The sequence below is a fragment of the Luteolibacter yonseiensis genome (genome assembly GCF_016595465.1).
Taxonomy (GTDB): Bacteria; Verrucomicrobiota; Verrucomicrobiia; order Verrucomicrobiales; family Akkermansiaceae; genus Luteolibacter; species Luteolibacter yonseiensis.
Genome location: NZ_JAENIK010000012.1, coordinates 1081758 through 1108498 on the forward strand (window position 1 = coordinate 1081758; position 26741 = coordinate 1108498).

Sequence of the window (26741 nt, forward strand, 5' to 3'; positions counted from 1 at the left end):
ATGGCCCGTCTCCTCACGCCTCTGCTCGTTCTCGCATGGACGCTCCTTATGGGAGCTTCCTGCACGCAGACCATTCCGAAATCCCAGTTTGATGCCCGCGCGCAGGACAAGACGGTCAGAAACCTGCAGTTCACCAACGTGAAGGTGAAGCGCACGGTCGATCCAAAACTGCTGATCCCGCCGGATGAACCCTATCTTCTGGGCCCCAGTGATGTGTTGGAAATCGAGATCGCGGAAGTCACGGGCACTCTCGCCCGCACCTTCGTCATGCCGGACGGCATGGTTTACTACAACCTCGCCGGAGGCGTCCGCGCCGAAGGTCTGACCCAGACGCAGTTCGCCGAAAAACTCCGCGAGGCGCTCAAGAAGGACTACACCAATCCGGTTGTGAACGTCAGTCTCGTGGAGGTCCGTTCACGGCGCTACTGGATTCTCGGCCGCGTTTTCAAGCCGGGCCTTTATCCGCTCCGCCAGCCCACAACATTGCTGGAGGCCATTTCCGGTTCCGGCGGACTCTTCACCGCCCGACTCACCGGCACGACCCAGGAGCTGGCGGACTTGTCGAACAGCGTGGTCATCCGGGACGGTGACATCCTGCCGGTCAACTTCGACAAACTCGTTCGTGAGGGCGACACCTCGCAGAACATCTATCTCCGGCACAACGACTACATCTATCTGCCATCCGCCACGGGCTCCACCGTTCTGTTGCTCGGTGCCGTGGCCGCACCACAGGCGGTCGGCTACATGGACTCGCTCACCTTGGTGGATTGTATCGCCCAAGGCAAGGGACCGGCCCGTGACGCCTATCTGGACCAGGTCGTCATCGTGCGCGGCACGCTGGACAATCCCAGCGCGTCGATCGTGAACCTCAGGGCCATTCTCACCGGTAAGGAGACCGATGTCCTGCTCCAGCCGGGCGACACCGTATGGATTCCGAAACGGCCTCTCGGCCTGTTGGAAACCACGGTGAAGCTCATCTTCTCCGACGCCGCGCGCACAATCACCGCAGGAGAAGGTGCCCGCGCTGTCGGCAGCGACCGGAACCCGGCCATCACCCTTCCCCTGACGCAGCCGCCACAACCGTGACCGGCATGATGCGGTGACCGGATTCAGGAATGCCGCTCCGAAAACGATACATCACGGTTTGAACCGCTCCGCGTCCGTTCCGGATCACCTTCCCCGGCGCACATCCCACCACGCCCGCAGCCGTTCGCCGTGGAGTGAACGGGCCTCCTTGTCACCTGAAAGAACTGCCTTGATGAGGTTCTGGAACGTGCAGCGCGCGCCTAGCCAGGCGGGACGCAGTCCATTCCTGCGGGCGATCAGAAACGCGCTGCGGGCAAGCTCGTGATGCCGGTCGTTGCTGGAACGGAGATAGTCGAAAGGGAAATCCATTCTTCCGCACAGGTGACCCAGGCGCAGTTGGCTGATGGCCCACGCATAATCTTCGGATCCCTCCATCGTCTCGTCAAACGGGGTCGCCTGCCAGAAGGAGTGACGCAGCATTCCCATGCTGTTGGAATAGATGGATCCAACCTTCAGCCCCTTCGCCCGCATCTCGTCCCACGAAATCGCATCGCTGTAGTAAGGATCGTCATCCCATTTGGCGCTCACACAGGCCATGGCCGGATTGGCCATCACCGCGACCATCCTTTCAATCGTATCCGGCGACAGCAGGACCGTGTGCGAGCTGAGGACGACAACCAGCTCCGAACGGCAGTACCCGAGGCCGAAATTCAGGACCTTGGGGTGACTGTATGGCGCATCCCAGGAAACCACCGTTCCTCCCGCCCGGCGGATGATTTCCGCCGAACCATCGGTGGAACCTGTGTCGACTCCGATGATGTTGGTGGGTGGATACGTCTGGTTTTCAAGATGTTCAATCACCCGTGGAAGCGTTGCCGCGGAGTTTTTAAACCGGATCAGGATGTCAACCGTTGCCGTGTGGTTCTCGCTCATGGGAAAATTGACTAACTGTTCTGCAATGCCTTCGCTCTGGCTTTTTCGCGTCTCCGCCACCATTCGGCGCGGGAAAGAATGCCACAGAACATGATCCAGGTGGTGAGATTTTTCGTTTGGGTCAGCACCCGTTCGACCTGTCCGTGGAAATAGGTGATCGTGAGCGCCACCAGCATGCCGAAGAAGAACAGCCCGAGCGGGGTCCTCCAGAAACAAATCGTGGCCCGTAGTCCGTGCCACAGGGTCACCAGGATGAATATCATGAAAGCGGAGAAACCCAGCAGGCCGGTTTCCGCGAGAAGGAGCCAGTAAAGGCTTTCGGTAAGCGGATTCCTCATGAAATTTTTCGTATAGATCGAGCGCCCCCGTTCACGCTCCCATTGCTCGAGAATCTCCGAATATTTCACGCCGAGCGGCCGGCTGTTCGCCAGGCCGAAGTTGTTCCAGCCGACTCCCACCAGCGGCCGGTCCCGGAGCAGCGCCGCGGACTGTTCGTTGAGGGCCCAGCGGAGGTCGTTCTGCGGCGAGCTGTCCACTCCCATCCGCGCCATGAAGGTGTCCGCGGCGATCGCCATCACCACCATCCCCCCGAGCGCGCCAATGATACTGAGCGTCACCCTCCGTCCCGTGATTCCCTGCACGAACGAGCCGAGCATCACGATCACCGAACCGATCGCGAACGCGGCCAACGAGGCACGCGACACGGACAACACCACCACCAGTCCGGCCGAGGCGAACGCACAAAAACAGAGCACCACGTCACGCATGGAGGTCTCCTTCGAAATGGCCAGGCCGAGGATGGGGAACGCCAGCATGTAGGACCACATGGACATCGGATTCTGGTGCTCGAACCAGCCCATCACCCGGAATCCTCCGAGGACGTAACGGTTCCACAGGCACACCAGCATTTGAAGAATGAGGGCGATGGCAAAGCCCCTCATCACGGCCTTGACGTCACGTTCGTCATGAATGGCCGCGAACACACCGAGGAAAACGAACGCCATCTTCGCGAACTTGAAGGCCGGCATCGCCGCATACAGGGGATTCATCGCGTTGGGAATCGACATCATGCACACCGCCACCCAGAGCCCCCAAGCCCACATGGCTGGCGGCAGGAACGTGAAATCCTTGCGTTTTTCAAGCAGCGCTCCCAATGCCAGACCGATGCCGATCGCTTCGATGAAATTGAACTCAAATCCTCTGGCATGTCCCCGGTAGCTGTCGATGGAATACAACATCAGCGTGAAGTCCGATGGCGGGCGAACCAGCCACCATGCCATGAAACCAAGGGTGACCCTTCTGGCAAAGTCCTTGCCGTTGAGATACATACCCAACAGGGGGCCCAGCCCGAGATAAACGAAGGCGATTACCAACACCTTGATGATCGTCTTCAAGACATCCATATTCCTGTGGGAAATTCCAACAGTTGTGGTGGCGGCTGGCGAGCTGATATGGTAGGTATTTTGATTTATCCAGCGGCCGCACTTGCTTAACGTGGCGGCGATCATCTAAGTTCCCTTAACTAGGAGACACGCTCTTTCCCATGGATTACCCGATTTTCCTTACCGGACTCTTTTTGCTGATTTCAGCCTTGGGAAGCCTCTTTCACTTCCAAAAAGACCGCCTTCCCACGCGTTGGCCACTGTTCGCCGTGGCACTGGCCACCTTGGGCCTGAAACTCTGGCTGCCCATCCTGGCCTTTGCGTTCGCCCCGGGAGACTGGGTGACCCTTGCCGACACGCTGCTCGGCACCGTCTACGCCACGGCGCTTCTTGGTTTCACCCTTTCGCCCCTGGTCGGCCAGAAAACATCGGTTTTTGTCGCGAAGTTCGCCGCGATGATCGCGATGTTCGCACACCTGTTCATCGTCGGAGCGAAAGGCCCCCCGTCCCTCCTGGTCGTCGTCCCCCTCATTGCCGTCAGCTTCGCCGGAGGATGGAAATCCGCCACAAGTGGAAACAAGCTTTCACAATCCAAACGGATCCTCCCGCCGTGGGTGGCGGCGGTCCTGCTCTCCGCCGTGGCCGCTGTCGCCATGATCCCGGATGCCGTGCAAACCACGTTCGACATCGAGGGACGGCATTTTTCCAATGACCGGATCATGGTGCTTTCCGCCCTGGCGGCGGGGACGATTTGCAGCATCGCCTTGTGCGTCACCCTCTGGCGGATCATCTACCAGGACAACCGCCGCCAACTGTCCCGAAGCATGCTCCGCCGCAGGCGGATCAGCACCACCGCGATCCTCCTGGCCGCCGCGTTCACCGCGGTCAACGGCGCATGGCTTGCCCACTGGCTGGGAAACCAGGTCAGCAACGAACAAACCTCGACGCTGCTCAGCGCCTTGCGGCTGGGCGCGAACCATATCGATCCCGTACGAATCCAAAGCCTGAAGGGAACCAAGGATGAAATCCAAACCAAGGACTATGCCGCCATGCGGTCCACCCTGCTGGAGGTCCGCGAAGCGCTGCCGCAGAACCGCTTCACCTACATCATCGGCAAACGGAATGGAAAAACGGTTTTCCTGGTGGACGCGGCCGACCCCGGCAACTCGGCGGACTTCTCCCCTCCCGGACAAGTGGTGGAGGGAGATGTGTCGAAGTGGGATCCAGCCTTCAAGGGACGGTCGATTTTCATCGGCCCTTACAAGGATGCGTGGGGAGTCTGGTTCACCGCGGTGGCCCCCATCTTCGATGCCCGAGGAAGACCGGTGGCTCTCCTGAACGTGGACTATGACGCATCGCTGTGGCTCCAGCCCATGGCGGGCCGGCGGATCGCCGCCATGGGGGTGACATTGTCGGTCGCCGCCCTGCTCGTCGTGCTTTTCGCCTTCCATCTGATTTCCATCGAGACGGCCCGGCGTGTGGAAAGTTTGTCCGAACGCTTGTCCGATGCCATGACCGCGGCCGAATTCGACACTTGGGAATACTTCCCGAAAAGTTTCCAGCTCAACGTCGGCGAACGCATTTCCTCCACCTTGGGCCTGAGCGGCTCAAGCCTCCCGCTCCGGACCCTCTGGCGCCACACCCATCCTGAGGATCGCAGGCAGCTTTTCGATCTGGCCCGTGAAAGGGAATCATCGGAGGCGGAAGTCCGGTTCAAGGATACGACGGGCCGCTGGCTGTGGTTCATGCTGCGCGGCCGTGTGGTCCAGAGCCACCCTGACGATCCGCTGCGGCTGGTGGGCACGATCCTCAATATCGACGATCGACAACGTTCCCGACTGGAAATCGACAGGCAACGCCGGTTCGCCCAGCAGGTGATGAACTCGGTCCCGAACGGCCTCGCGGTCATCACCGCGGACGGCGTCGTCTCTTATGCGAATCCGGCCTTCGCCCGTCTCGTCCGCAGCGGACCAAGGCCGCTGGAAGGAGTTCCCCTCGCTTCATTGGTCGAAAACGCGACCCTCTCCCCCACCTCCGGCGGCGCGTTTGAAGCGATGCTCAACTGTTTCGAGGGGAATCCCGTTCCGGTGCAGGTATATCAGGCACCGCTGGACGACGCCCGGCGGAATGACGGCTCCATTCTCGCGATCGTCGATCTATCTTCAGCCAAGGAAGCCGAGCGCGACCTCCTCCGAAGCCGTGCAGAGGCCAAACGCCTGGCACTCGTCGCCAAACGCACGGACAACGCGGTGGTCATCACCGATGCCACCGGACATATCGAGTGGGTGAACGAAGGTTTCACCAAAATCAGCGGCTATACCCGCGACGAGGTGATTGGAAAAATCCCCGGCGCTTTTCTGCAACATGCCGATGAAAATCCCCCCGCGAAGGCCTACATGAGCGAGTGCGTGAAGGCGGGAAAGGGGTTTGAAACCGAGATACTCAACTACCACAAGTCCGGCCGCGCCTACATCGTCCATATCGAGTGCCAGCCGCTGGTGGACAGCAAGGGGATTCTCACAGGCTTCATGGCCATCCAGCGGGACATCACCCACACACGCCGAACCAGCCACCTGCTGGAGGCCGTGTCTTCCATCAGCACCACCCTGCTTTCCGAACGGATCGGATCCTCGGTCTGGAGCACGATTTTGAAAGCGTTGGGCACGGCGGCGAATGTCGACAACTGCCGCCTGATGAAATGCCACCCGTTTTCCGGCAGCGATCTTCTTCATGTCAGCGAGATCGCCTCATGGAGCGCCCCGGGATTGCCGGAAAACTCCGGCCCGGCACTGGTGGACCGGCCTTTCGAAAAATCCCCATATGACCGCTGGTATCGTGAGCTGGGCGCGGGCAGGGAAATCCATGGCCTTGTCAGCACCTTCCCCGAAGGGGAACGCCCGGGGTTGGAAGCCAGGAAAATCATTTCCATCATTGTCGTCCCGATCATGGTGGCGGAAAAACTGTGGGGATTCCTCGGTCTGGAGGCATGCAACGAAGAACGGGTCTGGGAAGATTGGGAAATCTCCCTACTGCGGTCCGCGGCGGCGAACATCGGACTGCGCCAGGTCGCCCAAAACGAGTCGGACGCCCTGGTGCTCGCACGTGACGAGGCGCGCAACGCGGCTATCGCCGCCGACAAGGCGAATCTTGCAAAAGGCACTTTCCTGGCCACGATGAGCCACGAAATACGCACTCCTCTGAACGCGGTCATCGGTATGGCATCATTGTTGGAAACCACCTCGCTGAACGCCCAGCAAAAGGACTTTACCGGAACCATCCTGAACTCCGGCAACTTCCTGCTCGAACTGATCAATGACATCCTTGACTACTCCCGGATCGAGAACGGTCACATCGATCTGGACAACTCCCCTTTCGTGCTGCCCGAGGTCTGCCGGGAAGCGTTTGATGTGGTGAGGGTGGGTGTCGCCGGAAAGGAAATCGAACTGATCGCCCGCATCGAGCCGTCGGTTCCACACCGGTTGACGGGCGACCGCGCCCGGATCCGCCAGATCCTCGTGAACCTCCTTGGCAACGCCGTCAAATTCACCGCGCACGGTTTTGTCAGTCTCACGGTGGACGGCACCCTGATGCCTGACGGACGGTGGATGCTGACGTTTGAGGTCCGGGACTCCGGTATCGGTATCTCGCCGGAAGCCCTCACCCGCCTTTTCCGCCCCTTCACCCAGGAAGACTCCACCACCACCCGTCGTTTCGGAGGTTCGGGACTCGGTCTGGCCATCAGCAAGCGTCTCGCGGAACAAATGGGGGGCGACATCACCGTGGACAGTCTCAGCGGACGCGGTTCCACCTTTGTCGCCTCACTTTTGCTTGAATCCGCCGCGCCGGACACCGGTTCCGCCCCACCGGCTCCGGAATTCCCTGTGGGCAAGATCCCGCGCATCCTCATCGTGGATGACAATCCGATCAACCGACGCATTCTGGAAGAGACCTTGGCCAACTGGGGACTCGCCTGCCATTCCGCGGAGGGAGGTTCCGAGGCGATCCAGACATGGAATCTGTCAGGACCCTACGATCTGGTCATCACGGACCAGCACATGCCTGAGATGGACGGCGTGGATCTCACCCGCTACCTCCGCACACTTCCCCAAGCCAGGAACACGCGCTTCATCCTGCTCAGTTCCGAAAGCAACTGTCCTTCCGACATCCGCGCCCTCTATGATGTCGTCGGCTCCAAGCCTATCTGGCCGTCGTCGCTTCACGACATGATCTCCCGCCAGTTTCCCGGCGGTGTTCCGGAATCAAACCACAGTGCCCAGACGGTCAATGGTTCGGACTCCCAACGCCTCTCCGATCTCAAGGTGCTCGTAGCGGAGGACAACCTGAACAACCAGAAGGTCATCCGCCTGCTCTTGAAACGCCTCGGAATCGAAGCGGACATCGTTTCAGACGGCAGCCAGGCGGTCGACGCCGCCACGGCAAGGGAGTACGACGTCATCCTGCTCGACCTGCAGATGCCCGTCATGGACGGACTTCAAGCCAGCAGGAGCATCCGTCTCATTCCCCTTCAGAAACGTCCGCACCTCGTGGCCCTCACCGCGAACGTCTTCCAAGAAGACCGGGATGCCGCCAGCGCCGCCGGCATGGATGATTATCTGGCGAAGCCCATCACACTGGACCGCTTGCGTGACATGCTCACCACCGTAGCCACCACGATTCATCAACAAGACTGACACAAACCATGGATTCAGAACCCACCACATCCTCAGACTCATTATTGGACGTAAGCCAGTTGGACACGTTCGTCATGCTCGGTTATGACGAATACTCCGAACTGTTGGGCGACGTCAGGAGAGAGGTGCCCAACTACTTCACGGTAATTCACGGGGCCATCGCATCAGGCGACTCCAAAACGTGTTCCGCGGCCTGCCATTCCTGCCGGGGCATGCTCTCCTATTTTGGCTGTGTCGTCCTTAACAACCTCCTCGGCGGCCTCGAAAATGGTCCCTTGCCCGACAAATCACAAGCGGATCCCATTCATGACGAGCTCCTTACAACGTGGAACAACTCCCTCAACGCGCTGTTGGGATGGGAAAAAACCGTCCCCGACTTCGCTCCTTGAATCCCAAGCCACCCTACATCATCGCGTACAGCAAATATCTGGTATCGGTGAAAAAAAAACTTATGGTTCTCTCAAGTCCGAGCCGCACAGGCTCAACAATCCCTCACGAATCAAACCTCCCACCATCCCCCTAACATGAAAATCAATACCGCCACCTGCCTGCTCACCGCTCTGATGGCAGCCGCCCAAGTCAACGCGGCTTCCGTAGCTCCCACCTACAGCATGATCGTCAGCACCTCCGAGGGAGTCGGAGCTTTCAACTCCAGCCTCAGCGGCACCAGCGTCCAAACCTTCGACAACCTTCTCGGAGTGAGGGAAAATGTCGTGTGGGAAGGCGTTGGCACCTTCGACAAGCTCAACGTGATCAACCCGAACGTGTATGGCGGCGCGCCAAGCGCCAGCTCTCCGAACGGCACTCCATACGCTGTCGAAGGCATCGGCCAAATCGGCGTGACGACCCTCAAGCTGAACCAAGCCACTTCCTATTTCGGCCTCTACTGGTCCGCAGGTGACGCATCGAACGACATGAAGTTCTACAACAACGGCGTCCTGGTCGCGGATTTCACCACTGCGAACCTGATGGACCTGCTGCCGGATTCCTACTACGGCAACCCGATCCAGAGCGGTGACAACGTCGGTGGCAACGGTCATGAGCCATACGGCTTCATCAACTTCATCGGAGATGCCAACACCTCGTGGGACACCATCGTTTTCACCAACGGTCATGGTTCCGGTTTCGAAGCTGACAACTACACCGTCCGTGCGAACGGCTGGAATCCCGGCCAAGACGGCGGACTTCCAGGCACTCCCCTTCTCTTCCTGGAATCCACCGATGGAGAGCAAACGGTTTCGACAATCGACAATGCGACCCTCAATGGCGACAAGCTCGTTCTCGATCTGACTGGCCCGAACGGTGCGAAATCGACGCTCGACTTCGCTCCATCCGCACCAGCCGCACCGGCACCGCCGATCACCATCATCGCCGCCTTCGCATCCGTCATCGCCCTCAAGGGACTCCGCCGCAAGACGGCAGCCTGAGCCCTGACCGGGTCACCCCAAGAATCAACCAAAAGGTCGCCGTTTCAAATTGAAGCGGTGGCCTTTCCTTGTAAAATCTCATCATATGGCCTCGAACGATCCCACAACACCGTCCGCTCCTCCTATCTGGGAGAAATTCCGCTGGATACTTCCCATCCTGGTCGTGGTGCTCCTGTCCAGGTTTTCGGTAGCGAAAGATGGATTTTCCCAGCTTTCCCGACCGGTGGTCCTGTGGTTGATCGATCTCTTCGGTGGGCAGGCGACCGATCATGGTGATACCATCACCGTCGGACGTCTCGACGTGCCATGGTCGGGAGATTGCGCCGGTCTGAATCTGCTCGTCCTCCTGCTTGCGGTTGCCGTCTGGATGAACCGCCGGGAACCGATGGGCAAACGCTACTGGGTGCGGATTTTCATGATGATCCCCGCTGCGGCGATTGCGAACGTCCTGCGGATTTTCATGATCATCGGCTATCGGGAAGTGTTTTACCCCGCCATCGAGAGTCCGCAATTGCATTATTTCTTCGGCCTGGCCCTGCTTGTGCCCTTCGCGTTGCTGGCGATGCCGAAAAGCACGCGCTCGTTTTCCTCCCGCGTCTTTGAACTTCTTCACGTGGCGGCGGTGATCGCGCTGCTCGCACCGCACGCGGACGGCTCGCAAGGTGCCGCTTTGACGATCGCGGTGATCCTGGGTCTGTCCAACTGTCACATGCCGGAACGTCTGTCGCCGGCGAGGCTCGCGAGCTTCGCCCTTTGGGTCGTGGCCGCGGGAGCCATCGCCTTCGCAGGGATGGAATCATTCTGGCTGCCCTGGGTTCTGGTATGTCCTCTGGTGTGTGATCCGAAATGGCTGTTCAGCCCGGTCGGCGCACTGGTCACCCTCTCTTCCCATCGCATGGTTTACCTGATTCCGGGAGCGGAGTGGGTGGAGTGGGTCGTATGGGCGATTCTCGGTTACGCAGTTTGGACGAAATTCGGCACACACGAAAATGACACGACGGCCCACCCTTCGACGAATTCCTGGAATCGCCCGGAGAAGGCCATGATGTTCGCAACCGCGGTGCTTTTCCTGCTCCCATTCCTTTCATCCACCATTCTCGCGGGGAAAAAGGAAAACTGGGTTCCACCCACGAGCGCGTCACTTTCAGAAGTGCCTGGAGGCCAGATGGTCACCCTTCCCGGACAGAACGACAAGATCGGCCTGCTTTGGTATGACTCGGTAGGCACGGAACGGCATCACAAGCTGGAAATCTGTCTCAAATACCGCGGTGTCGAACTCACCCGCTCCAAGGATGTCGCAGACGTCTTCGACGACGGAAAGAACCACTGGATGAAGGAATATTACCTCCAGAACGGCAAGTTGATCCAAAGCCACCAGGAATACGTCATCTCCACGCTGGGGCCTGGCACTTCAGCCGGTGTTCATCTCATTCTGATCACGGACCAGTCCTCGATGAGCGCGAAGGAATTCTCCGAGGAAGCCGGGAAAATCTCTTCCCGTCTCTACGAAATGATCCGTGAGGAGAAACTGCTCCCCGGCGATACTTCGAAAGCGACCGCCAGCAAATAGGACAGGTCTCCAGATAGCCGTCCAGCCATCCCCACATGATGTCCGGCTGCCACCGGCGAAACCGTATTTACGACAGCCGCTTGAGAAGGAATACGGCAGTGCTGAGGACGACGCCTGTCCGCATCATGAGTTTTCCGTCTGTCGGAATCGCAGTGCCATCGCTGAACTTTCCCACCGTAGGTGCAGATCAGCGAATGGGTGGCGATGCCATCGATCGCCCAACCGTAGATTTCCCGGTTCGGTGCCAGAAAAGCTTTTCCGTCCGTGGATGTCATTTCTCCATGGCACCAGGGTTCATCGGCGAAAGGCTTTCCGTTGCGTTCGAATATTCCGAGAATCCCCCGATGTTGTAGGCGCGGATGCGATAGCGGAGTTTGTCCGAGGTCGCCAGCCCCGTGTTCACGAAGGTTGTCGAGGCTGGTGGAAGATCGGCGATTTCGTAGAAAATTCCGTCCCCATTGGCAGCCTCCACCCTCACTCCGGCGTGGTCGTTCGCGGGATTCGTCCACTTCAACCGGATTTCATTTTTACCGGACACTGCGGATACAAGGCCGGTGGGAGCGGCAGGCCGCGACGGTGGACGCACGCCCAAAGTCAAATTATCGAAAGCCACGCTGGAGCGCTCCTTCTCCTTGCCGTCGGCACTTGCCGCAAGACCGATGAGGACATCCTTTGACATGGATACGGAACTTTTGCCCACCTCATACCAGGTGGCTCCATCGGGGGACTGGAATGCGGAGAAAACATCACCCGTTCGCTGGAGCCGGAACCAGATCGGGAGCCATGTGTAATCATTGCCCGACTGTGATGTCATTTTGCCACCGGTCGTGGCGCGCGTGCCGAAACGGGTCTGCCTGCCTCCCACGTCTCCGAGGGTAAGGGCAAGAGCTTTCGAGCCCGGTGCGTTATTTTCCCTGATCATCAGTCCGACTCGGTTGACCGCTCCACGCCTGTCGATCAACCGGGCAGTAAGGGTGCAATCTCCGCTGAAGCCGGAGGAAACCAGATCGCATCCGTCAGAGGCACCACCGATGCCCGCGCCCGCCACCTCGATGACCATCGAGTGATTCGCCACTTGATCATACTTCACCGTCCCTCCGGATTTCGGTTTACCGAGGATTTCGTGGGTCCACTCCTTTGGCAGAGCCCCACCGGTGGCGGCGGCCGCGCTGGCAACTGAGGATTTTCCGCTGGCCCCGGCCTTGCTCAGCGCCGCGACAGCATAGAAATAAGTTTTTCCTTTCTCCACTCCGGTGTCCGTGAAGGCAGGCGTGGTCCAGTTGTCCGTCGAGTGGATGCTGATGAACGGCCCGTCCTTCGAGACCGAGCGGAACACTTCGTAGCCATGCGCCGTGTAAGCTCCCGAAGGCGACCATGCGAGATCAATACGGCCGATGCCTGCCGTCGCGGTGAGATCGAGCGGCACGGGAGGCGGCGGAAATGCCGGATAGGGCGAGGCCGAGGCGTCCAGCGTGAAGGCGAGCGTACCGTGGCCGAACACATCGATTTCCGAAGGCTCGGGCCGTCTCATCTCGGCGAAGGCCTTGATGTTCGGCGCCTGCAAGCCCCTGCGGACGACGTAGTGGTTGTAAAGCAGTTCGAAATGCGATGCGGCGAGACGTCCCTTGTAGTTGGTTGAGATGTAGGACTGGTTCGCATGATCCGAGTTCGTATAATACGTATAGGGAACGCCCTTCCAAAGCGTGTACTGAGCCGTATGTTCGGCCCCTTTCATCAACCGGTTGTCGTCGTAGCCGAAGAGGTCCACCCCTTGGTTCCACGCGGTCTGGCAGAACTCCGCGAGCAGTCCCTGGCCGCCCATGGTATGGGCCAGGTCCCGGCCCGCCTCCTGCCACTGGCCAAGTCCGCCGGGATGGACGAATGGCACCGCGTTCCTGATGCTGCCCATGCCCGGACCGTTCTTGAAATACTCCACCGCCTCGTTGAATTTTTCGCGATCATCGCACAGCACGCCGATGCCGAGCACCGCGAGCATGTTGCAGGCATCCCAATTCGCCCAACAGCGGTCCACCGGTCCTCCGCGATGGTTCTTCAGAAAATCGCGGCTCTTGGGATACCAGTGCTTCACCATGACGTCCTTGAACTTTTCGAAATCCTTCTTCGCCCAGCCCGGGTAAATCCGCAGCACTTCCGCCGCGAGCGCGAAACTACCGATGGGAATACCACTGAGATCATCACCATACGGTCGCAGGGACGTCTTCGAGGCCCAATCGTTCGCGATCCTGACGGCGCAGTCACCGTGACTTTTCTCACCGGAGATATACCAGCGCAGCGCGTTGTAATACATCGCCGTGGCATCATCCTGCGCACGCTGGCGGGTACGCAGGTCCGGCGTGGGCCTGGCCTTGTAGGTGTCCTGCGCCTTCGGATCCTTGATGAAGAGATTCCAGCCATCGATCCACGGATGCTCACGGGCGGCGACCTTGCTTCTCATGCGGTCCAGGTCTTCCTTCGTGTGCAATCCGCCCGGATGGACAAACGGCTGCGCCCGTGTGATCTGGTGACCGAGGAGCAACAGGATTGAGACGAGGACGAACAGGGCCGGGATTCTGAATTTCATGAAAGGCGGTGAGGGAAACAACAGGCGTTGCCCGAAGAAGCGGAATCGAGGGAAACAACCCGACAATGCCGCCATGGGCGGAACAATCGTCAGCTTATGAAAAGATCTGGTTCCAAGGGAAGCATGAGTATCCCTTTCCCTGTTAAGCCTCCTGCGAAATGCGTGGTTCCATCACCGCCCCGGTCTCTGAATTCCATCATCGATGATGGAGCGATCGGACTCCCGCCGATTCTCCGCCAGATTCTCGTGCAAGGCATATGGGTGGATGGGAACCAGCCCCGCCCGCCGGATCGGGTGGAAACGAAAAGCCGCGCGGCAGGATGAAACCTGGCGCGCGGCCCGCATGATCAATCGTATATCAAGCGACCGGTGGCCGCAGGTTGGTTTTCAGAGTTTGTAGTATTGCTGCCAATCCTGTCTTGCCGGGACACCTTTCAGCAATTCGTTGGCGAGCTTGTGATTGGTGATTTCCTTGGTGACCGGATCGAACTTCACCGTGGCGTTCACGCGTTGCGCGATGACGCCGATGGCCATCGCCTGGCACAAGGGGCCTGCCACCGCGAAGTTCGAGCGGCATTGTTCCTCGCCTTTGGCCGCCTTGAGGAAATTCGCAGCATGGTTGGACGGACTCTTGGGAACCTTCGGCAGCTTGGACTCCATGTCCTTCCCCTGTTCGCCGAGGATCTTCAAGGTGGAGCCGTGGCTGCCGCCCTTGAAGACCAGACCTTCCCCGTAGATGACCTTGCCGGGTGGCTGCTTCTTCGTGTCGATGCTGCCGGATGTCGGTGGCGGGATGTTCGGGTCCACCACCGCGGTTCCGAAGTTTTCCGGGAGCGGAGGCAGGTTGTTCTGGCCGTCATACCAGGTGAGTTCGACGGGCGGGAGTTCCCCGCGTTTCGGGAAGCGGAAGGCCAGGGTGGAAGCCTGGGGGAAGATGAGCGGGCTGTAGCCTTCGAGCTTGGGCTCGACTTCGGTGGGCAGGCCGAGTTGGAGAAATTCGTGCGACGTATCGAAGATGTGCGCGCCCCAGTCTCCGAGAGCGCCATTTCCGAAGTCGAACCACGAACGCCAGTCGCCGTTCGTGTAGCCCTTGTTATAGGCGTGCTGTTTGGCGGTGGCGAGCCAGACATCCCAGTCGAGCGACTCGGGCACCGGTTGTTCGGGCAGATAGCCGTCCACCTTCATGCCATGCCAGCGGCGTGAATTGTTCATGAAGGCGGTGATCCTGGTGACGTTCTTGATGATGCCGGAGTCCACCCATGTTTTGAACTGGAAATAGTTCGCATCGGAGTGGCCTTGGTTGCCCATCTGGCAGGCGACCTTGTATTTCTTCTCCGCGGCCATCATCAGTTCGAGCTGGAGGAAGCTGTGCGCCATCGGCTTCTCCACGTAAACGTGCTTGCCGAGCGACATGGCGAGCATGGCGATGGGGAAATGGGAGAAATCCGGCGTCGCGATGCTGACCGCATCGATGTCCTTGCCCATCTTGTCGAACAGCACCCGGAAATCCTGGAAGCGTGGCACCTTCGGAAAGAGCTTGAGGATCGGCTCGGTGGGCTTCGACCCCATGTCGGTGTCACAGAGCGCGACGATCTCCGCGAGACCGGTCTTGTGCAGGTCGCGCACGACGTCCGCGCCACGGTTGCCGATGCCGATGCAGGCGAGACGCACCTTGTCGCCACCCGGGGCGGCACGGAGAATGCCTGGAGCGAAGGCGAGCGCGCCAGTGGCCAGCGCCCCCTTCAGGAAGGAGCGGCGATGGAAGTCGGATTGGGAGAAAGAAGATTTCATTCAGAGTTTTTTAGGGCGTTTCGATTTGGGTTTTTGAAAACCGGAGACACGGAACACTCCGGATGACGGCTGCTTTTCCAATCCATCTTCCGGGTGTTCCGCAGTGGTTTCCCGGGTTACTTTTTCGCCACCAGGATCTTGATGTTGCGGTAGGAAACCTGGTTCCCGTGGTCCTGGATGAGGATGTGTCCGTCAGCCCACTCGCCGAATTCAGGGATGTCCTTGTATTTGCTGCCGGCGACGTGCTTGCGGTAGTCCGCGGAGGAACGCTCATATTCCACGACCTTGTCGCCGTTGAGCCAGTGTTCCACATGATTGCCCTTCACCACGATGCGGGCGGTGTTCCACTCGCCGATGGGGTTCACCTTCTTGTTCTTGTCGGCGGTGATCAGGTCATAGAGGGAGCCGATGGTACGGTTGCCGTTCTTGCCCAGCTTCGCATCCGGGTGACGGACATCATCGAGGATCTGGAACTCGAGACCGATGGCGGAGCCGACAGCGGCCGGCTTGCCGGTCACCTTGTCGATGGGCTTCAGGTTCGGCTGGACGAAGTATTTGATGCCGCTGTTCGCCCCTTCGGTGATCTTGAAATCCACGGACAGTTCGAAGTCCGAGAATCGGTCCTTGGAAATGATGTCGCCGCCACCGGTGGACTCGCCGCCGTCGCTGGCCCGCACGCTGAGGACACCGTCCTTGATGCCCCAGCCTTTTTTCGGGAACGACTCCGACTTGGCGGAGCGCCAGCCGTCGGAGGATTTTCCATCCCATAGCAACCGCCAGCCGGCGGATTTCTCGGCCGGAGTGAGGGTGTTCGGATCCGCGGCGATGGCGGGGAGCAAACTGCAAAGGAACGCGACGTTGAGGAACAATGAGGTTTTCATGTGACGGATTTGTTTACTGGAAAAAATGGCCGGTATTGGTCAAAAAATTAGTATGAATTGGATCATCGTCCGGATTCCATAACATCGGCACGCCGCTTCATGAGAAGCGCTCCGGAGCCGGAATTCCGGTCGTTTGTCAGGTGATGTCGTATCTCCGGGGGGAGTTGGAGAAGAAGGGCGGCCGGATGTTTGCTTTCCAGCCGCCCCGGATGTTTCCACGTGTTATTTCGAAGCTTTCACACGAGCGAACAGTTTGCCGCCGGATGTGGTGCTTCTTGGAATGGTGACCACCACGGTATCGAGATCCGCATTGGGCGAGTTCTCGGTGATGTCCACCGCAGGAAGCGAATCCACCGCACCAATGGTGGCGAAGTCGTTCCAGGTCACGAGATTGTCGGACCACTGGACCTTGAGGGTCACGTCGGACTCCGAAATATCGCTGCGCCGGAATGTGAGCACCAGTGCGGTGGCGTTGAGCGCTTGGGTTGGCAGGATGGAGGTGTTTGCCGCCCCCGTTCCGACAGGCACGCCGCCGAGCACGTATTCGAGGAGGTTGCTGATGCCATCTCCGTCCGGATCCTGGTTCGGCCCGTCGTTGACTCCGACGGTGAACGGATAGTTCGAAGCCCAGGTGGTGTAGCCCTGAGGCCCGGCGCCCACACGGATGCTGCCTGTGCCTGTGATGAATCCCGCGGTGTTGTTGGCGTCGTAAACGCCCTCCGGCTTCAATTCTCCATTGATGGTCAGGGAGCCGACACGGTCGATACCCGTGAAGTTCAGGTTGAGCTTGGCACCGCTGGCGATGACGACGGCAGCCGTATCGCTGAGGGCGGCCTGTCCGAGGGACAGGGTGCCTTCGTTGACCGTGGTGGCACCGCTGTAGGTCTGGGCACCGTTGAGCGTCCATGTTCCCGCACCGGTCTTGGTGACGGGGAGAGCTCCGGTGGAACCGTTCGCGATGACCGCGTTGATGATACCGTTGCCGGGGCCGGCGAGGGTGAGTGCGCGACCGGTCGCATTGGCCGTCACCAACGGAGAGTTCAACGTGAGTGTGCCCGCGTCTGAAAAGAGGGTGGTATTGCCGTTTCCAGTCCTCATCGTCACCTGGGTGGTGACCGTGATCGTATTGTTGCCCGATACGTTGCGGAGCGCACCGGTCAGGTTGCCCACACCGGCTCCCGAGATCTGGAGGTTCGCCACCACAGGTGAGATATTGCCGCTCAGCTGAAGCTCCGGAATCCGGTTGCCCCCCGCATCACCGGCGATGATGAGAGTCTTGCCAGCGGCGCCCAAGGCGTTGCTGTGGGTGAGGGACAGCACTCCGTCATCGACGGTCACGTTTCCGGTGAAGGTGTTGTTGCCCGATACCGTCCAGGTGCTGTCATTGGCTTTCGTCAGCGAAACCACGTTGAGACCGTCGCTGATGACGCCCGAAGCCTGGTTGCCCACACTGGTTCCGCCGAGGGACAGCGTTTTTGCGAAATTTCCGATACCGATCGAAACCGGCCCGAGCGTGATGTTCGCGGTAGTCGGATTGAAGGTCGTCGTTCCAACGGCTCCCGCGGAGAGGCTGAGGCTGCCGATGGTCACCCGGGGATCTCCACCGGTGACGCTCGGGCTGGCCACGACATTGAGGGTCGCGCTGGAAAGGGTGAAGTTTCCAAGCGTGTGATTGATGCCGGGGCCGGGTGTTCCCACACCGGACTGGATCGTGCCTTGCGTGCCGGCCGCCATGTCGAGGCCATAAGCCGCGACACTGGTGTTGGTGGCCAGTTCAAGGATGCCAGGAGCGGAGGCTCCGGTGGTGAATTTCACAAAGCCCTCGGTGCCGCCGAGACCGTTGGTGGATTTCAGAACCACCGTTCCCGCGCTGATCGTCTTGATTCCCGCGAAGTCGCTGTTCCCGCTCAGGACCAGCGTGCCGGCTCCCAGCTTGGTGAAAGCACCCGGACCCGTGGCGTTGCCGCTCAGGGCAAGGGCTGTTGTGGCATTCACGACCTCGATCGTTCCCGCTCCTTGCAGGGTGAAGCCGCGGTTAGAGGAAGCGTTTTCGCCGGTGTAAACCAGACGTCCGTTGTTGAAGGCCAGGTTTGCCGCGTCCGCCGATGCCTTGCCCAGGGTTCCGGCCTCGCCGGCATTGTTGATGGTGTTGATTTGAAAGGTGCCCGCATACCCGGTGGTGAAGCCGGGTTTCTCGGCACCGATGGTCAGGCTGCCATTCCAATCACTCGTGGTATTGGCAAAAACGACTCTGCCGGAATCATAGTTGATGAAAACATTACCCGTTCCGGTGATCGGTCCTCCGATGGTCAGCGACTTGATCCAGCCTGCGGTGAAATAGGCTTCGTCGGTGATGGTGATTCCACGATTGATATCGGTGGAGGTGTCCGAGTCCTGGTTCTTGAGACCGCCGGAGATCAGGCGGATGGCGTTCGGGACCACTTCGTTGGCATAACCACCGAGTGTGAAATCACTGGTTGTGCGGACCACGCCGCCATCCCTGATCGTGAGCCCTCCTTCGGATGAGTTGGAACCCGCCAGAATGGGACTTCCACCGATGACGGAGACTCCACCCAGGCCGGAGATCGAGTTGACGATGGTGGGAGTGCCCGTCCGCTTGATGGCGAAGGTGGCTCCACCCGACACGTCGATGAACGCGCCGCCCAGGGAACCATCCGCCCCGCCATCGCCAAACTGCAGGGTTCCTGCGGCGACCGCAACAGAGCCGGTGAAGCCTGTGCTGTTCGCTGTGAAAGCGACAGTGCCCGGACCGTTGTTGCGGATATTTCCATTACCGGTGATGATGTTGCCAACCACAGCGGTCCCCGCCCGGGAGAACGCGAGAGTTGGAGAAAGGAACAATTCGGAATTCACCGCGACAGGACCGGTTCCCAGGCTGCCGACAAGGCCGCCACTGCCAACCTGCAGGATGCCTTCCAAGATATTGGTCGTGCCCGTGTAGGTATTGTCCGTGGCGAGGATGGTGGTTCCTGTCCCGCTTTTCGTGAGGTTGGTGATCCCGCCGATGCCTCCGGTGCCGGACACCGTATACGTCGGCCTTGTTTCCCCGTGGTTGAACTGGACATCCGTTGGCACGACGACGCTGTTGAGAACCACCGAGGCGTTGGCTCCGGTGTCGTTGAAAGTCACGGAGTCGAGCGGATAGAATTTCTGGGCACCCGCGTTGAAGTTCGAGGTGTTGTTGTTATCCCAGATTCCACCCGTCGCACCGGACCAGACGAGGCCGAGAGGCACGGCGGTGGAGGTGAGGGTGATCGCGCTGTTGCTGCCGGTTCCGTAGCTGATGACCGGATTCACCCGGCTGCCCTGAAGCTGCGGCGGGATGTTGATCGTGGGAGTGCCGACGAGATTTCCACCATAGCGGACAAGCTCGATGACTCCGGGGGTGACATTTCCTACAGCCGAAGCGATTTCGATGGAACCGCCTGTCAGGGTGAAATCACCCGTAGTGACGATCTTCGCGGGAGTGTCACCGCTGACGTCCATTTGCAGCGAACCTGCCGAGAGGCTGATGTTTCCCGCATTCGTCTGGCCCGCGATCCGGACGGGCCCTTCGGTGAAGGAGAAGTTGGCGGTGGATCCGCCATAGGAGAGAAGCAGCGAGCCGGCGCCCGACTTCACAAACGTGCCGTTCTGCACGCTGGCCTTGATCTCCAAGGTACCGTCGTTCACCGCGAACGCACGGGAGCCTCCTTGCAGATCAAGAAGTCTCGGGCCATTCCCATTGAGGATGGTGAAGGCGCTGTTCCCCGTGGACACGACATCACCCGAAAGGTTGAACTGGTTTGCGGCGGTGTAGCCCGTTGGGGACACGGCGTCCCCGAACTGGACGATTCCATTGGTCAGAACGAGCCCACCCGCTCCCACATTGGCAGTCGAAGATGTGGTGGCCGAATTGCCGACAAACTGGAGGATGCTGTTGTTTGAAACGGACAGGCTTTGGGTCGTGAACGTCTGGCCGGAGTTGATCTGGTGGCGGCCGGAAGTGAGAGCGGTGACTCCGGTCACATTGAATCCCGAAAGACTGGAAACGGCCGCCGAACCGATGCTCAGCGAGGAGAGGGTCTGGGTCCGGTCCGCGGTGAAAGTGATTCCTCCGCCCGTCACCACGATGCTCGAGGTATTCGCGATCTGGTTCGACTGGTTGATGCGGAGAACTCCGCCCGTGAGAACGACATTGCCGGGAACGGCGACCACCCCGGTCTTGTCAAGACTCAGCTCTCCGGCCGCGACGGTGACCTGCCCGCCGAGCGTGTTGGCGGTGGTTCCGGCAAGGATGAGCTGGCTGGCACCGTTCTTCGTGATGCTGCCGGAACCGGACATGACGCCCGTGAACCGGTAGTTCACGGTTCCGACGTTGTTGGCGTTGGTATTGTTGGAAATGGTATGGATACCGTTCCACTCCATGTTGGCCGGAACATCGAAGGTGCCGGTCGTGCCATTGGATCCGCTGCCGGTGACGAGATTGGACGTGTTATTGAACTGGAGGAACCTTGCGATGTTGAAAGTCCCCGAATTCTTCGAAAAAATCAGGCTGGAGGAATTGTTCACCGCGATCTTGCCCGCACCTCCGACGGTGAGCAGCATGGAGCCGCCGCCGTTGAGCTTGACGGAACCCTCGTTGATGTTGATGTCACCCGCGCCACTGATGGTGGTGGCCCCGAAGGTGAGCTGGCCCGGGCCGGATTTGCTGAGGTTCGCATTCAAGGCGAACGTCCCGAGGTTCCCGGCAGAAACCTCGTTGACAGCCACACCGGAGTCAACCGAGTGCGAACCCACCAAACCGTTGACCTGCCAAGCCTGGTCCGAAGGAATCACATAGTTCCCCCTCAGACGCAGTCCGATCGCCGTGAAGGAACCGTTCGCGGTGAGCCCGCCGCCGATGGTCAAGGTGTTGGCGGTGTTGGTTTGGACGACGAGCGCGTTCGTCCGCGTGCCGGTCGCACCGAAGGTGAAACTGCCAATGGTATGAGACCCATCGTCCAGAGTGAGCGTTCCGTTGGTGGTGGCATCGGCGATGGTGACATTCGCGCCGCTTGCGGGGAGACCGGGAGTCCAGTTCGTGGCGGTGGACCAGTTCGTGGTCGCGCCGGTCCAGGTGGACTGGGCCATGAGTGGAGTGCTCATGGAAACGAAAATACTCAGAATGCTCAGGCTTCGAAAGGGTTTCATAGACAGTATGTAAGGGTTGGAAGGATTTGGAGCGGACCGGGTTGGAATCATCGCCTCCGTAAAAGGACAAACGGGATACTCCCCCCGATACCGACACGATTGTTCTGAAAAGTTAGCTTTCAGCAGCCCCTCATCCGAGCCACCGAGTCCCCCGGGCGGAAATGGCTTACGAAATTTTTGTAACCTTTCGCGGGCCCCGGGCGTACTTCCGGATGAAAGCACCAATATCCATGAAACTACCTGTCCTCAGCTTGTTTTTCGCATTCCTCACCCCTCTGACCGCAGGCCAGTGGCAGCCTTCGCAAATATCATCCGGAGCGAAGTGGATGGTCCACGCGGACATCGACGCCATGCGTGAAAGCCGCACGGGCCAAGCGGTTTTCTCATTGATCGAGGCCAACCACGAGGAACGTTTTCCATCGCTCACGGCCTTCTTCACCCTGCAACCGTTGGATGAGATCCACGGCATCACCCTCTATGGAGATGGCACGCCTGAGAATTCCGCCGCACTGATCGATGGAAAATTCGACCGGCAGGGTCTTGAATCCCTGCTGCGGTTCGCGGACACAGCCGCCCAACTCACCCACGCCGGAACCGTCGTCCATTCCTGGCTGGACGATGGAGTGAGGCAGTATGCGGCATTTGCCAATGAAAACCTGCTGGTTTTCAGCAGGCAGGAAGAGGGTTTGAAACGGGCGCTCGACACACTGAAAACGCCTCCCCCCGCCGCCGAGGACAGTTTCACAGCCAACGAAAGTGGCAAGCCTCTGCTCGTCGCCAGGGCAAGGATCTCGGAAATAGGGCTGCCATCCGATCTGGCCAAGCTCGTCCGCATGGCGAAAACCCTGCAACTTGCCGCACTCGAATCCGACGGACGCTTTGTCCTGCGGGCCAGCGCGGAAACCGAAAGCAACAGCGATGCGGACCGCCTGCGCAGGATGATCGATGGCATCATCGCCTTCGCCCAGATCCCGGACGCGAAGCTGGAAGGCCTGGATCTGCGCGCCGAGCTTGACTCCGTCACGCGCGCGCCCGTATTCACCGCCGCGCTCAGCCTGCCCGTCGACGAGTGGATTCCCCTGATGGAAAAAGCCGTGGAGGAAGGAAAGAAGCTTGAGAGCCGCTGAAGCGCGCATGCCTGTGAACAGGGATTTTTCCAGCTCTCCGACTCCGTTTCCAGATGACGCCGTTCTCGTGGAACAGGCTCGCCGCGGATCCGCGGCGGCGTTCGGCAAGCTGGTCCACCGTTACAATGGGAACGTCTTCGGATTTCTCCTCACGCTCGCACGCCACCGGCAGGATGCCGAGGATCTCACCCAGGAGACCTTCCTGCTGGCATGGAAAAAATTCGACAGGTTCGATCCCGCGCAGCCCTTGCTGCCATGGCTGCTGACACTCGCCCGCAGGCAATCCATCAGCGCGTTGAGAAAAGTCCGTCCACTCCCCGCCATCCTCCCCTTTCCCGCCGAGCCGGAGCCATCGGTGTCCGCACCATGGCTGTGGGAGATGGCGAGACTCAAACTCAAGCCGGATGCCTACAGCGCCGTATGGCTTCACTATGGCGAGGAGCTGCCGGTCCGGGATGTGGCGACGATCCTGGGCAAACGGGAGATCGCGGTGAAAGTCCTGCTCCACCGTGCCCGGAAAACCCTCGCTGAAACCCTCCGTAAAAAGACCGCCTGACCACCCCACTTCGTTATCACCATGAAAGATCCGGAAACCTATCAAGAAATCGAGGACCTGCTGCGCATGGAAAAACCGCGGGTGACCGCCCCACCAGACTTGGAAGAAAGGATACTTTCCTCAATCGACGCCGTTGAACGGACCCGGAAAGCGCGGTTTTGGGCATGGTTGGTTTTGCCTGCCGCAGCAGCGGTGGGAGTCATCATGCTGCGGCCTCTCCAACAGTCGCAGCATTCCCCCGTCACACGGATCGAGCCAGTCCCGGTCGTAGAACCTCCTGTCGAAGCTCCCCATGTCGAAGCCGCCGTCAATGAGGTGGTCGCGGAAGAACGCAGGTTCACCGCCCTTTTTGAAAACCCGCTCGAACGGGAGGCCCGTGCCCTGAGGCGTGATGCGAGACGGGCGGGACACTTCCTCATCAACGCCCTGCCGTCGTTGAGTGTGGAGGCCGAGTGAGGTGGCCTGTGGTCATCCGGCGGGCGCACAACTTCCCGTGGCCATTCGGAAGAGCATGCTGAAGCGCGAACTCCGGACAACCGTCCGGCCTCAGGCGCTATCGGCCGGGCCGTTGCCGGGCGCGAAGCCTTCCTTCTCTCTGAAGAATGCCTGCTCTGGTGGCTTCAAAGGATCGCCGGAGAAAACCGGAGCACCAGACCAGTGAAAATGCCCAGTGTCCGGCGATTTTGCCACTTATTCCCGCCGGGATGAACTGGTTTCAATGCGAGTCGCGTACCAGACGCGAGCTGAAATCATCATCAACCCCCACCACTCCTGATACCATGACTCCTTTGAAAAAACTCATCACGGGCTCCACCCTCGGCCTTCTCATTCCGTTGTTTGCTCCATCGGCGGGCGCGGCGACGGTTCTTTTGGAAACCTTCGAGGGCGGCACAAATGTCTTCAACCTCCCCACCTATAACTACACCGCAAACTACACCCTTGCGAACGGACTGGCATCCCCGGGCTTCAAGTATGCCCATGGTGGCAATCCGGCGGGCGGGAACGCTGTGACATTCCAAACGACATTCAACGGCCCCACCTACAATCTCGCCACCTTGGGATATGACGGCATCGCCATCGATTCCGGAGCACTCACCCTCAGCCTGGCGGCGCAGTTCAGCACCTACGAGAGCCAGAACGACTTCGCGGTGGTGACCGTCCAGTATCTGGACTCGCTGAACGCGGCGATCGGTACGCCGCTTGCCATCGGTGGACCGGCATTCGTCGCGGCATTGTCGGGCGGCACGGGTTCCAGAGGCTGGGGAGAAGCATCGCTGTCGGGGATCATTCCCACAGGCGCGCGTTCGTTCTCCATAAGCATCACCGAGGGAAAAACCCCGCAGGGGGCCTATATCGACGGTTATGTGGACAATGTGAGCGTCTCAGTGGTGCCCGAGCCAAGCGCATGTCTGCTCGGTCTCGCCGGCACGGTGGGCCTGCTGGTCCGCAGGCAGCGCAGATCCGCCTGAACGGTGGGGGCGTCGTCGTTCTGTCCGGCGGATCAGCCTTGGGACAGGATATCCCCGGCAAGCGGCGTTCAGGCTGACGCGCTCCTCACAGCCACCGCTTGACTATCCATCTCCCGCGCCAAACGCTCATCCCGCTTGTTTTCCGATCGCCCATCTCCACCCAAAGTCGGGATACGTTTTCCTACATGGACTTCGTATGGCTCCCGGCTGATGGAAGGCGTGACCGACTACCTGCGGGCGCGGGAGCCATGGACGCTCGTCACTGAAAACGACTCGTTCGGTGAAATGGAGGCGATCCGCATCGACCGGCACTGGAACGGAGACGGTGTCATTCTCTTCCGCGCCACGCAGGAGGAGCTCTCCGCGTTCCGCCAGCGCGGCGTGGCAGTGGTCATCACCAGCACGGAGGGACCGTCGGATGGGTTTCCCCGGGTGATTCCGGACAACCACCACGTCGGGCGGATCGCGGCGGAACATCTCGTCGCCTGCGGACTGGAAAACCACGCGTTTCTCGCACGCGGGGAGACGATTTACCGCGAACAGGAATACGCTCCGGGCCTCCGGCGTTACGCGCGGGAGCGGCTCGGCGGATTCCGGGAACGCCTCGCCGAATTCGCCCGCCAGCCGTCGGTCCACTACCTTCAAGGGCGCCCGCTTTGGAAAAAGGACACATGGCGCGAGGTCGAGGCGGAAACAGCCGAATTCCTCCGCCGCCTGCCCAAGCCCTGCGGCTTGTTCGCCGTTGACGATGCGCTTGCCAGCGTGGCCATCCGCGCGGCGGCAGGGCTGGGCATCCGGGTGCCGGAGGATCTGGCCGTCATTGGTTTCGGCGATGACCCGGCCTACTGCTTCTCCTCCTCACCCGCGCTCAGCACGATCGTCTATCCGGCTTTCCCGATCGGCAGACATGTCGCGGAACTTTTGGAACAACAGATGTCCGGGAGCGGTCTCCAGACGGACAATCTCCGCACCACCGTCGCACCCGGCGCCGTCATCGTCCGCCGCTCCAGCGATACCCTTGGCACCGTCGATCCGAGCATCCAAGGCATCATCCGCCGGATACGGTTGGAAGCGCCCCGTGATCCGATCCGCGTTTCCGAACTCGTCGCGGGCAGTCCTCTTTCCCTCACCACCATCAAGGCCCGTTTCTCAGCCGCTCTCGGGCACGGTCCGAAACAGGAAATCCAAAGGGTCCGTCTCGCCCACCTCCGCACCCTCCTTCTCGAACCACGGTTTTCCTTTGCCCAAATCGCGGAACACATGGGCTTCGTCTCTTGTCATGAAATGGGACGCTTCTTCACCCGCTCGACCGGTGAGAGCCCCTCCTCATTCCGCGAACGTGAAGTGAGGAACGAATCACCGTCTCCAACCCGTCCCAGGTGGGCCGTGGTTTTTGATCTCGATGGTACGCTCATCGACTCGGAACCTCTCTACTTCGAAGCCTACCGGACGGCTTTCGCGGCCCAGGGAATGGAACTGACGGAGGAAACCTACGCCCGGGATTTCATCGGTGCGTCGAACACAGCCATCGAACAGCAGCTCATCTCGACAGCAGGTGCCGGCTTCGATGCCGCAAGGTTCCGGACCGACTGGCGCGACAGCCTCGGACAGATCCTCCGATCCACTCCCCTGCCTCCCCTCCCCGGCGTGGTCGCCTGCCTGGAAGCGCTCTGCGAGCGGTCCGTTCCCCTCGGCATCGCGAGTTCCAGCGACGTGGCGGACATCGACACTTGTCTGCATGCCGCCGGACTGGCGGGCTATTTCTCCGCCCGGTCAGGAGGCGACGAGGTGCCGCAGGGCAAGCCAGCGCCGGATGTTTTCCTACTCACGAGCCGGCGCCTCGGAGCCGATCCCTCCATCTGCCTCGCGATCGAAGACAGCGAAAGAGGCGCCGCCGCCGCCACCGCGGCAGGAATGAAGGTGGTCCGGGTCGGGAACAACCCGGGAAACGAAGTTCCCGGATCCCGATCGATCATCCGGATTTCCTCATTGGAGGACATCGACTGGCATGCGTTCATGCCGTTTCCGGTCTCTTAGGTTCCGGCGAAATTGCCCAAGATCCGTCGCTTCTGCCCGTTGCCGTCGTTTTTCCTCCCACCCAGTGTGAAGGAAAG

The 26741-nt window shown here is 60.0% G+C and carries 16 protein-coding genes and 1 pseudogene; 10 read left to right on the plus strand and 7 right to left on the minus strand.

Features of this window, described 5'->3' with window-relative positions; all coding sequences use genetic code 11:
- A complete protein-coding gene (locus JIN84_RS20240; RefSeq protein WP_200352888.1) occupies positions 1-1086 on the plus strand; it encodes a polysaccharide biosynthesis/export family protein in 1086 nt (361 codons plus the stop codon).
- An 84-nt stretch (positions 1087-1170) separates the two neighbouring features.
- Here JIN84_RS20240 and JIN84_RS20245 read toward each other — a convergent pair whose 3' ends face one another.
- Together JIN84_RS20245 and JIN84_RS20250 are read right to left on the minus strand one after the other, a co-directional pair.
- Positions 1171-1959, minus strand: a complete 789-nt coding sequence (locus JIN84_RS20245; RefSeq protein WP_200352889.1) for a glycosyltransferase family 2 protein — start codon at positions 1957-1959, stop codon at positions 1171-1173.
- A gap of 11 nt (positions 1960-1970) precedes the next feature.
- Positions 1971-3362, minus strand: a complete 1392-nt coding sequence (locus tag JIN84_RS20250; protein WP_200352890.1) for an O-antigen ligase family protein — start codon at positions 3360-3362, stop codon at positions 1971-1973.
- 140 nt (positions 3363-3502) lie between these two features.
- Here JIN84_RS20250 and JIN84_RS20255 point away from each other — a divergent pair, with 140 nt between their 5' ends.
- From JIN84_RS20255 to xrtZ, 4 genes are all read left to right on the plus strand, one after another.
- Positions 3503-8032, plus strand: coding sequence for a response regulator (locus tag JIN84_RS20255; RefSeq protein ID WP_200352891.1), 4530 nt, complete (start codon positions 3503-3505; stop codon positions 8030-8032).
- Between the two features lie 8 nt (positions 8033-8040).
- A complete protein-coding gene (locus JIN84_RS20260) occupies positions 8041-8421 on the plus strand; it encodes an Hpt domain-containing protein (RefSeq protein WP_200352892.1) in 381 nt (126 codons plus the stop codon).
- Between the two features lie 135 nt (positions 8422-8556).
- Positions 8557-9459, plus strand: a complete 903-nt coding sequence (locus JIN84_RS20265) for an Npun_F0296 family exosortase-dependent surface protein (protein WP_200352893.1) — start codon at positions 8557-8559, stop codon at positions 9457-9459.
- Between the two features lie 85 nt (positions 9460-9544).
- A complete protein-coding gene (gene xrtZ / locus JIN84_RS20270) occupies positions 9545-11029 on the plus strand; it encodes an exosortase Z (RefSeq protein WP_200352894.1) in 1485 nt (494 codons plus the stop codon).
- A 271-nt stretch (positions 11030-11300) separates the two neighbouring features.
- Here the strand turns inward: xrtZ and JIN84_RS20275 are convergent, their stop codons facing one another.
- The 5 genes and pseudogenes from JIN84_RS20275 to JIN84_RS20290 form a co-directional block, all read right to left on the minus strand.
- Positions 11301-13610, minus strand: a complete 2310-nt coding sequence (locus tag JIN84_RS20275) for an alginate lyase family protein (RefSeq protein WP_200352895.1) — start codon at positions 13608-13610, stop codon at positions 11301-11303.
- A 387-nt stretch (positions 13611-13997) separates the two neighbouring features.
- The gene (locus tag JIN84_RS20280) at positions 13998-15401 is read right to left on the minus strand and encodes a Gfo/Idh/MocA family oxidoreductase (RefSeq protein ID WP_200352966.1); all 1404 of its coding nucleotides are present in this window, start codon (positions 15399-15401) and stop codon (positions 13998-14000) included.
- Between the two features lie 116 nt (positions 15402-15517).
- Positions 15518-16282: a 3-keto-disaccharide hydrolase gene (locus tag JIN84_RS20285; RefSeq protein ID WP_200352896.1), complete on the minus strand. Its 765-nt coding sequence runs from the start codon at positions 16280-16282 to the stop codon at positions 15518-15520.
- Between the two features lie 222 nt (positions 16283-16504).
- Entirely contained in the window at positions 16505-17311 is an 807-nt protein-coding gene (locus tag JIN84_RS23570; protein ID WP_425602309.1) for an autotransporter-associated beta strand repeat-containing protein, read from the minus strand.
- Between the two features lie 291 nt (positions 17312-17602).
- Positions 17603-21526, minus strand: a pseudogene (locus JIN84_RS20290) (beta strand repeat-containing protein); the annotation flags it as partial.
- Positions 21527-21705: 179 nt separating this feature from the next.
- On the opposite strand from JIN84_RS20290, the gene JIN84_RS20295 reads away from it, so the two are divergent.
- From JIN84_RS20295 to JIN84_RS20315, 5 genes are all read left to right on the plus strand, one after another.
- Positions 21706-22602, plus strand: coding sequence for a hypothetical protein (locus JIN84_RS20295; protein WP_200352898.1), 897 nt, complete (start codon positions 21706-21708; stop codon positions 22600-22602).
- Positions 22603-22669: 67 nt separating this feature from the next.
- Positions 22670-23158 carry an RNA polymerase sigma factor gene (locus JIN84_RS20300; protein WP_200352899.1) on the plus strand — a complete coding sequence of 163 codons (489 nt, stop codon included), beginning with the start codon at positions 22670-22672 and terminating at the stop codon, positions 23156-23158.
- 21 nt (positions 23159-23179) lie between these two features.
- On the plus strand, positions 23180-23614 hold the full coding sequence (locus tag JIN84_RS20305; RefSeq protein WP_200352900.1) for a hypothetical protein: 435 nt from the start codon (positions 23180-23182) through the stop codon (positions 23612-23614).
- 323 nt (positions 23615-23937) lie between these two features.
- Positions 23938-24627 carry a hypothetical protein gene (locus tag JIN84_RS20310; protein WP_200352901.1) on the plus strand — a complete coding sequence of 230 codons (690 nt, stop codon included), beginning with the start codon at positions 23938-23940 and terminating at the stop codon, positions 24625-24627.
- Positions 24628-24837: 210 nt separating this feature from the next.
- Positions 24838-26664 (plus strand): HAD-IA family hydrolase, encoded by a 1827-nt coding sequence (locus JIN84_RS20315; RefSeq protein ID WP_200352902.1) that lies wholly within the window; start codon positions 24838-24840, stop codon positions 26662-26664.
- Positions 26665-26741: the final 77 nt, after the last annotated feature.

What these genes read in the sequence shown, in the direction of transcription:
- JIN84_RS20240 (WP_200352888.1), top strand. Translation starts at nt 1, where the DNA reads ATGGCCCGTCTCCTCACGCCTCTGCTCGTTCTCGCATGGACGCTCCTT.
- JIN84_RS20245 (WP_200352889.1), bottom strand. Translation starts at nt 1,959, where the DNA reads ATGAGCGAGAACCACACGGCAACGGTTGACATCCTGATCCGGTTTAAA.
- JIN84_RS20250 (WP_200352890.1), bottom strand. Translation starts at nt 3,362, where the DNA reads ATGGATGTCTTGAAGACGATCATCAAGGTGTTGGTAATCGCCTTCGTT.
- JIN84_RS20255 (WP_200352891.1), top strand. Translation starts at nt 3,503, where the DNA reads ATGGATTACCCGATTTTCCTTACCGGACTCTTTTTGCTGATTTCAGCC.
- JIN84_RS20260 (WP_200352892.1), top strand. Translation starts at nt 8,041, where the DNA reads ATGGATTCAGAACCCACCACATCCTCAGACTCATTATTGGACGTAAGC.
- JIN84_RS20265 (WP_200352893.1), top strand. Translation starts at nt 8,557, where the DNA reads ATGAAAATCAATACCGCCACCTGCCTGCTCACCGCTCTGATGGCAGCC.
- xrtZ (WP_200352894.1), top strand. Translation starts at nt 9,545, where the DNA reads ATGGCCTCGAACGATCCCACAACACCGTCCGCTCCTCCTATCTGGGAG.
- JIN84_RS20275 (WP_200352895.1), bottom strand. Translation starts at nt 13,610, where the DNA reads ATGAAATTCAGAATCCCGGCCCTGTTCGTCCTCGTCTCAATCCTGTTG.
- JIN84_RS20280 (WP_200352966.1), bottom strand. Translation starts at nt 15,401, where the DNA reads ATGAAATCTTCTTTCTCCCAATCCGACTTCCATCGCCGCTCCTTCCTG.
- JIN84_RS20285 (WP_200352896.1), bottom strand. Translation starts at nt 16,282, where the DNA reads ATGAAAACCTCATTGTTCCTCAACGTCGCGTTCCTTTGCAGTTTGCTC.
- JIN84_RS20295 (WP_200352898.1), top strand. Translation starts at nt 21,706, where the DNA reads ATGAAACTACCTGTCCTCAGCTTGTTTTTCGCATTCCTCACCCCTCTG.
- JIN84_RS20305 (WP_200352900.1), top strand. Translation starts at nt 23,180, where the DNA reads ATGAAAGATCCGGAAACCTATCAAGAAATCGAGGACCTGCTGCGCATG.
- JIN84_RS20310 (WP_200352901.1), top strand. Translation starts at nt 23,938, where the DNA reads ATGACTCCTTTGAAAAAACTCATCACGGGCTCCACCCTCGGCCTTCTC.
- JIN84_RS20315 (WP_200352902.1), top strand. Translation starts at nt 24,838, where the DNA reads ATGGAAGGCGTGACCGACTACCTGCGGGCGCGGGAGCCATGGACGCTC.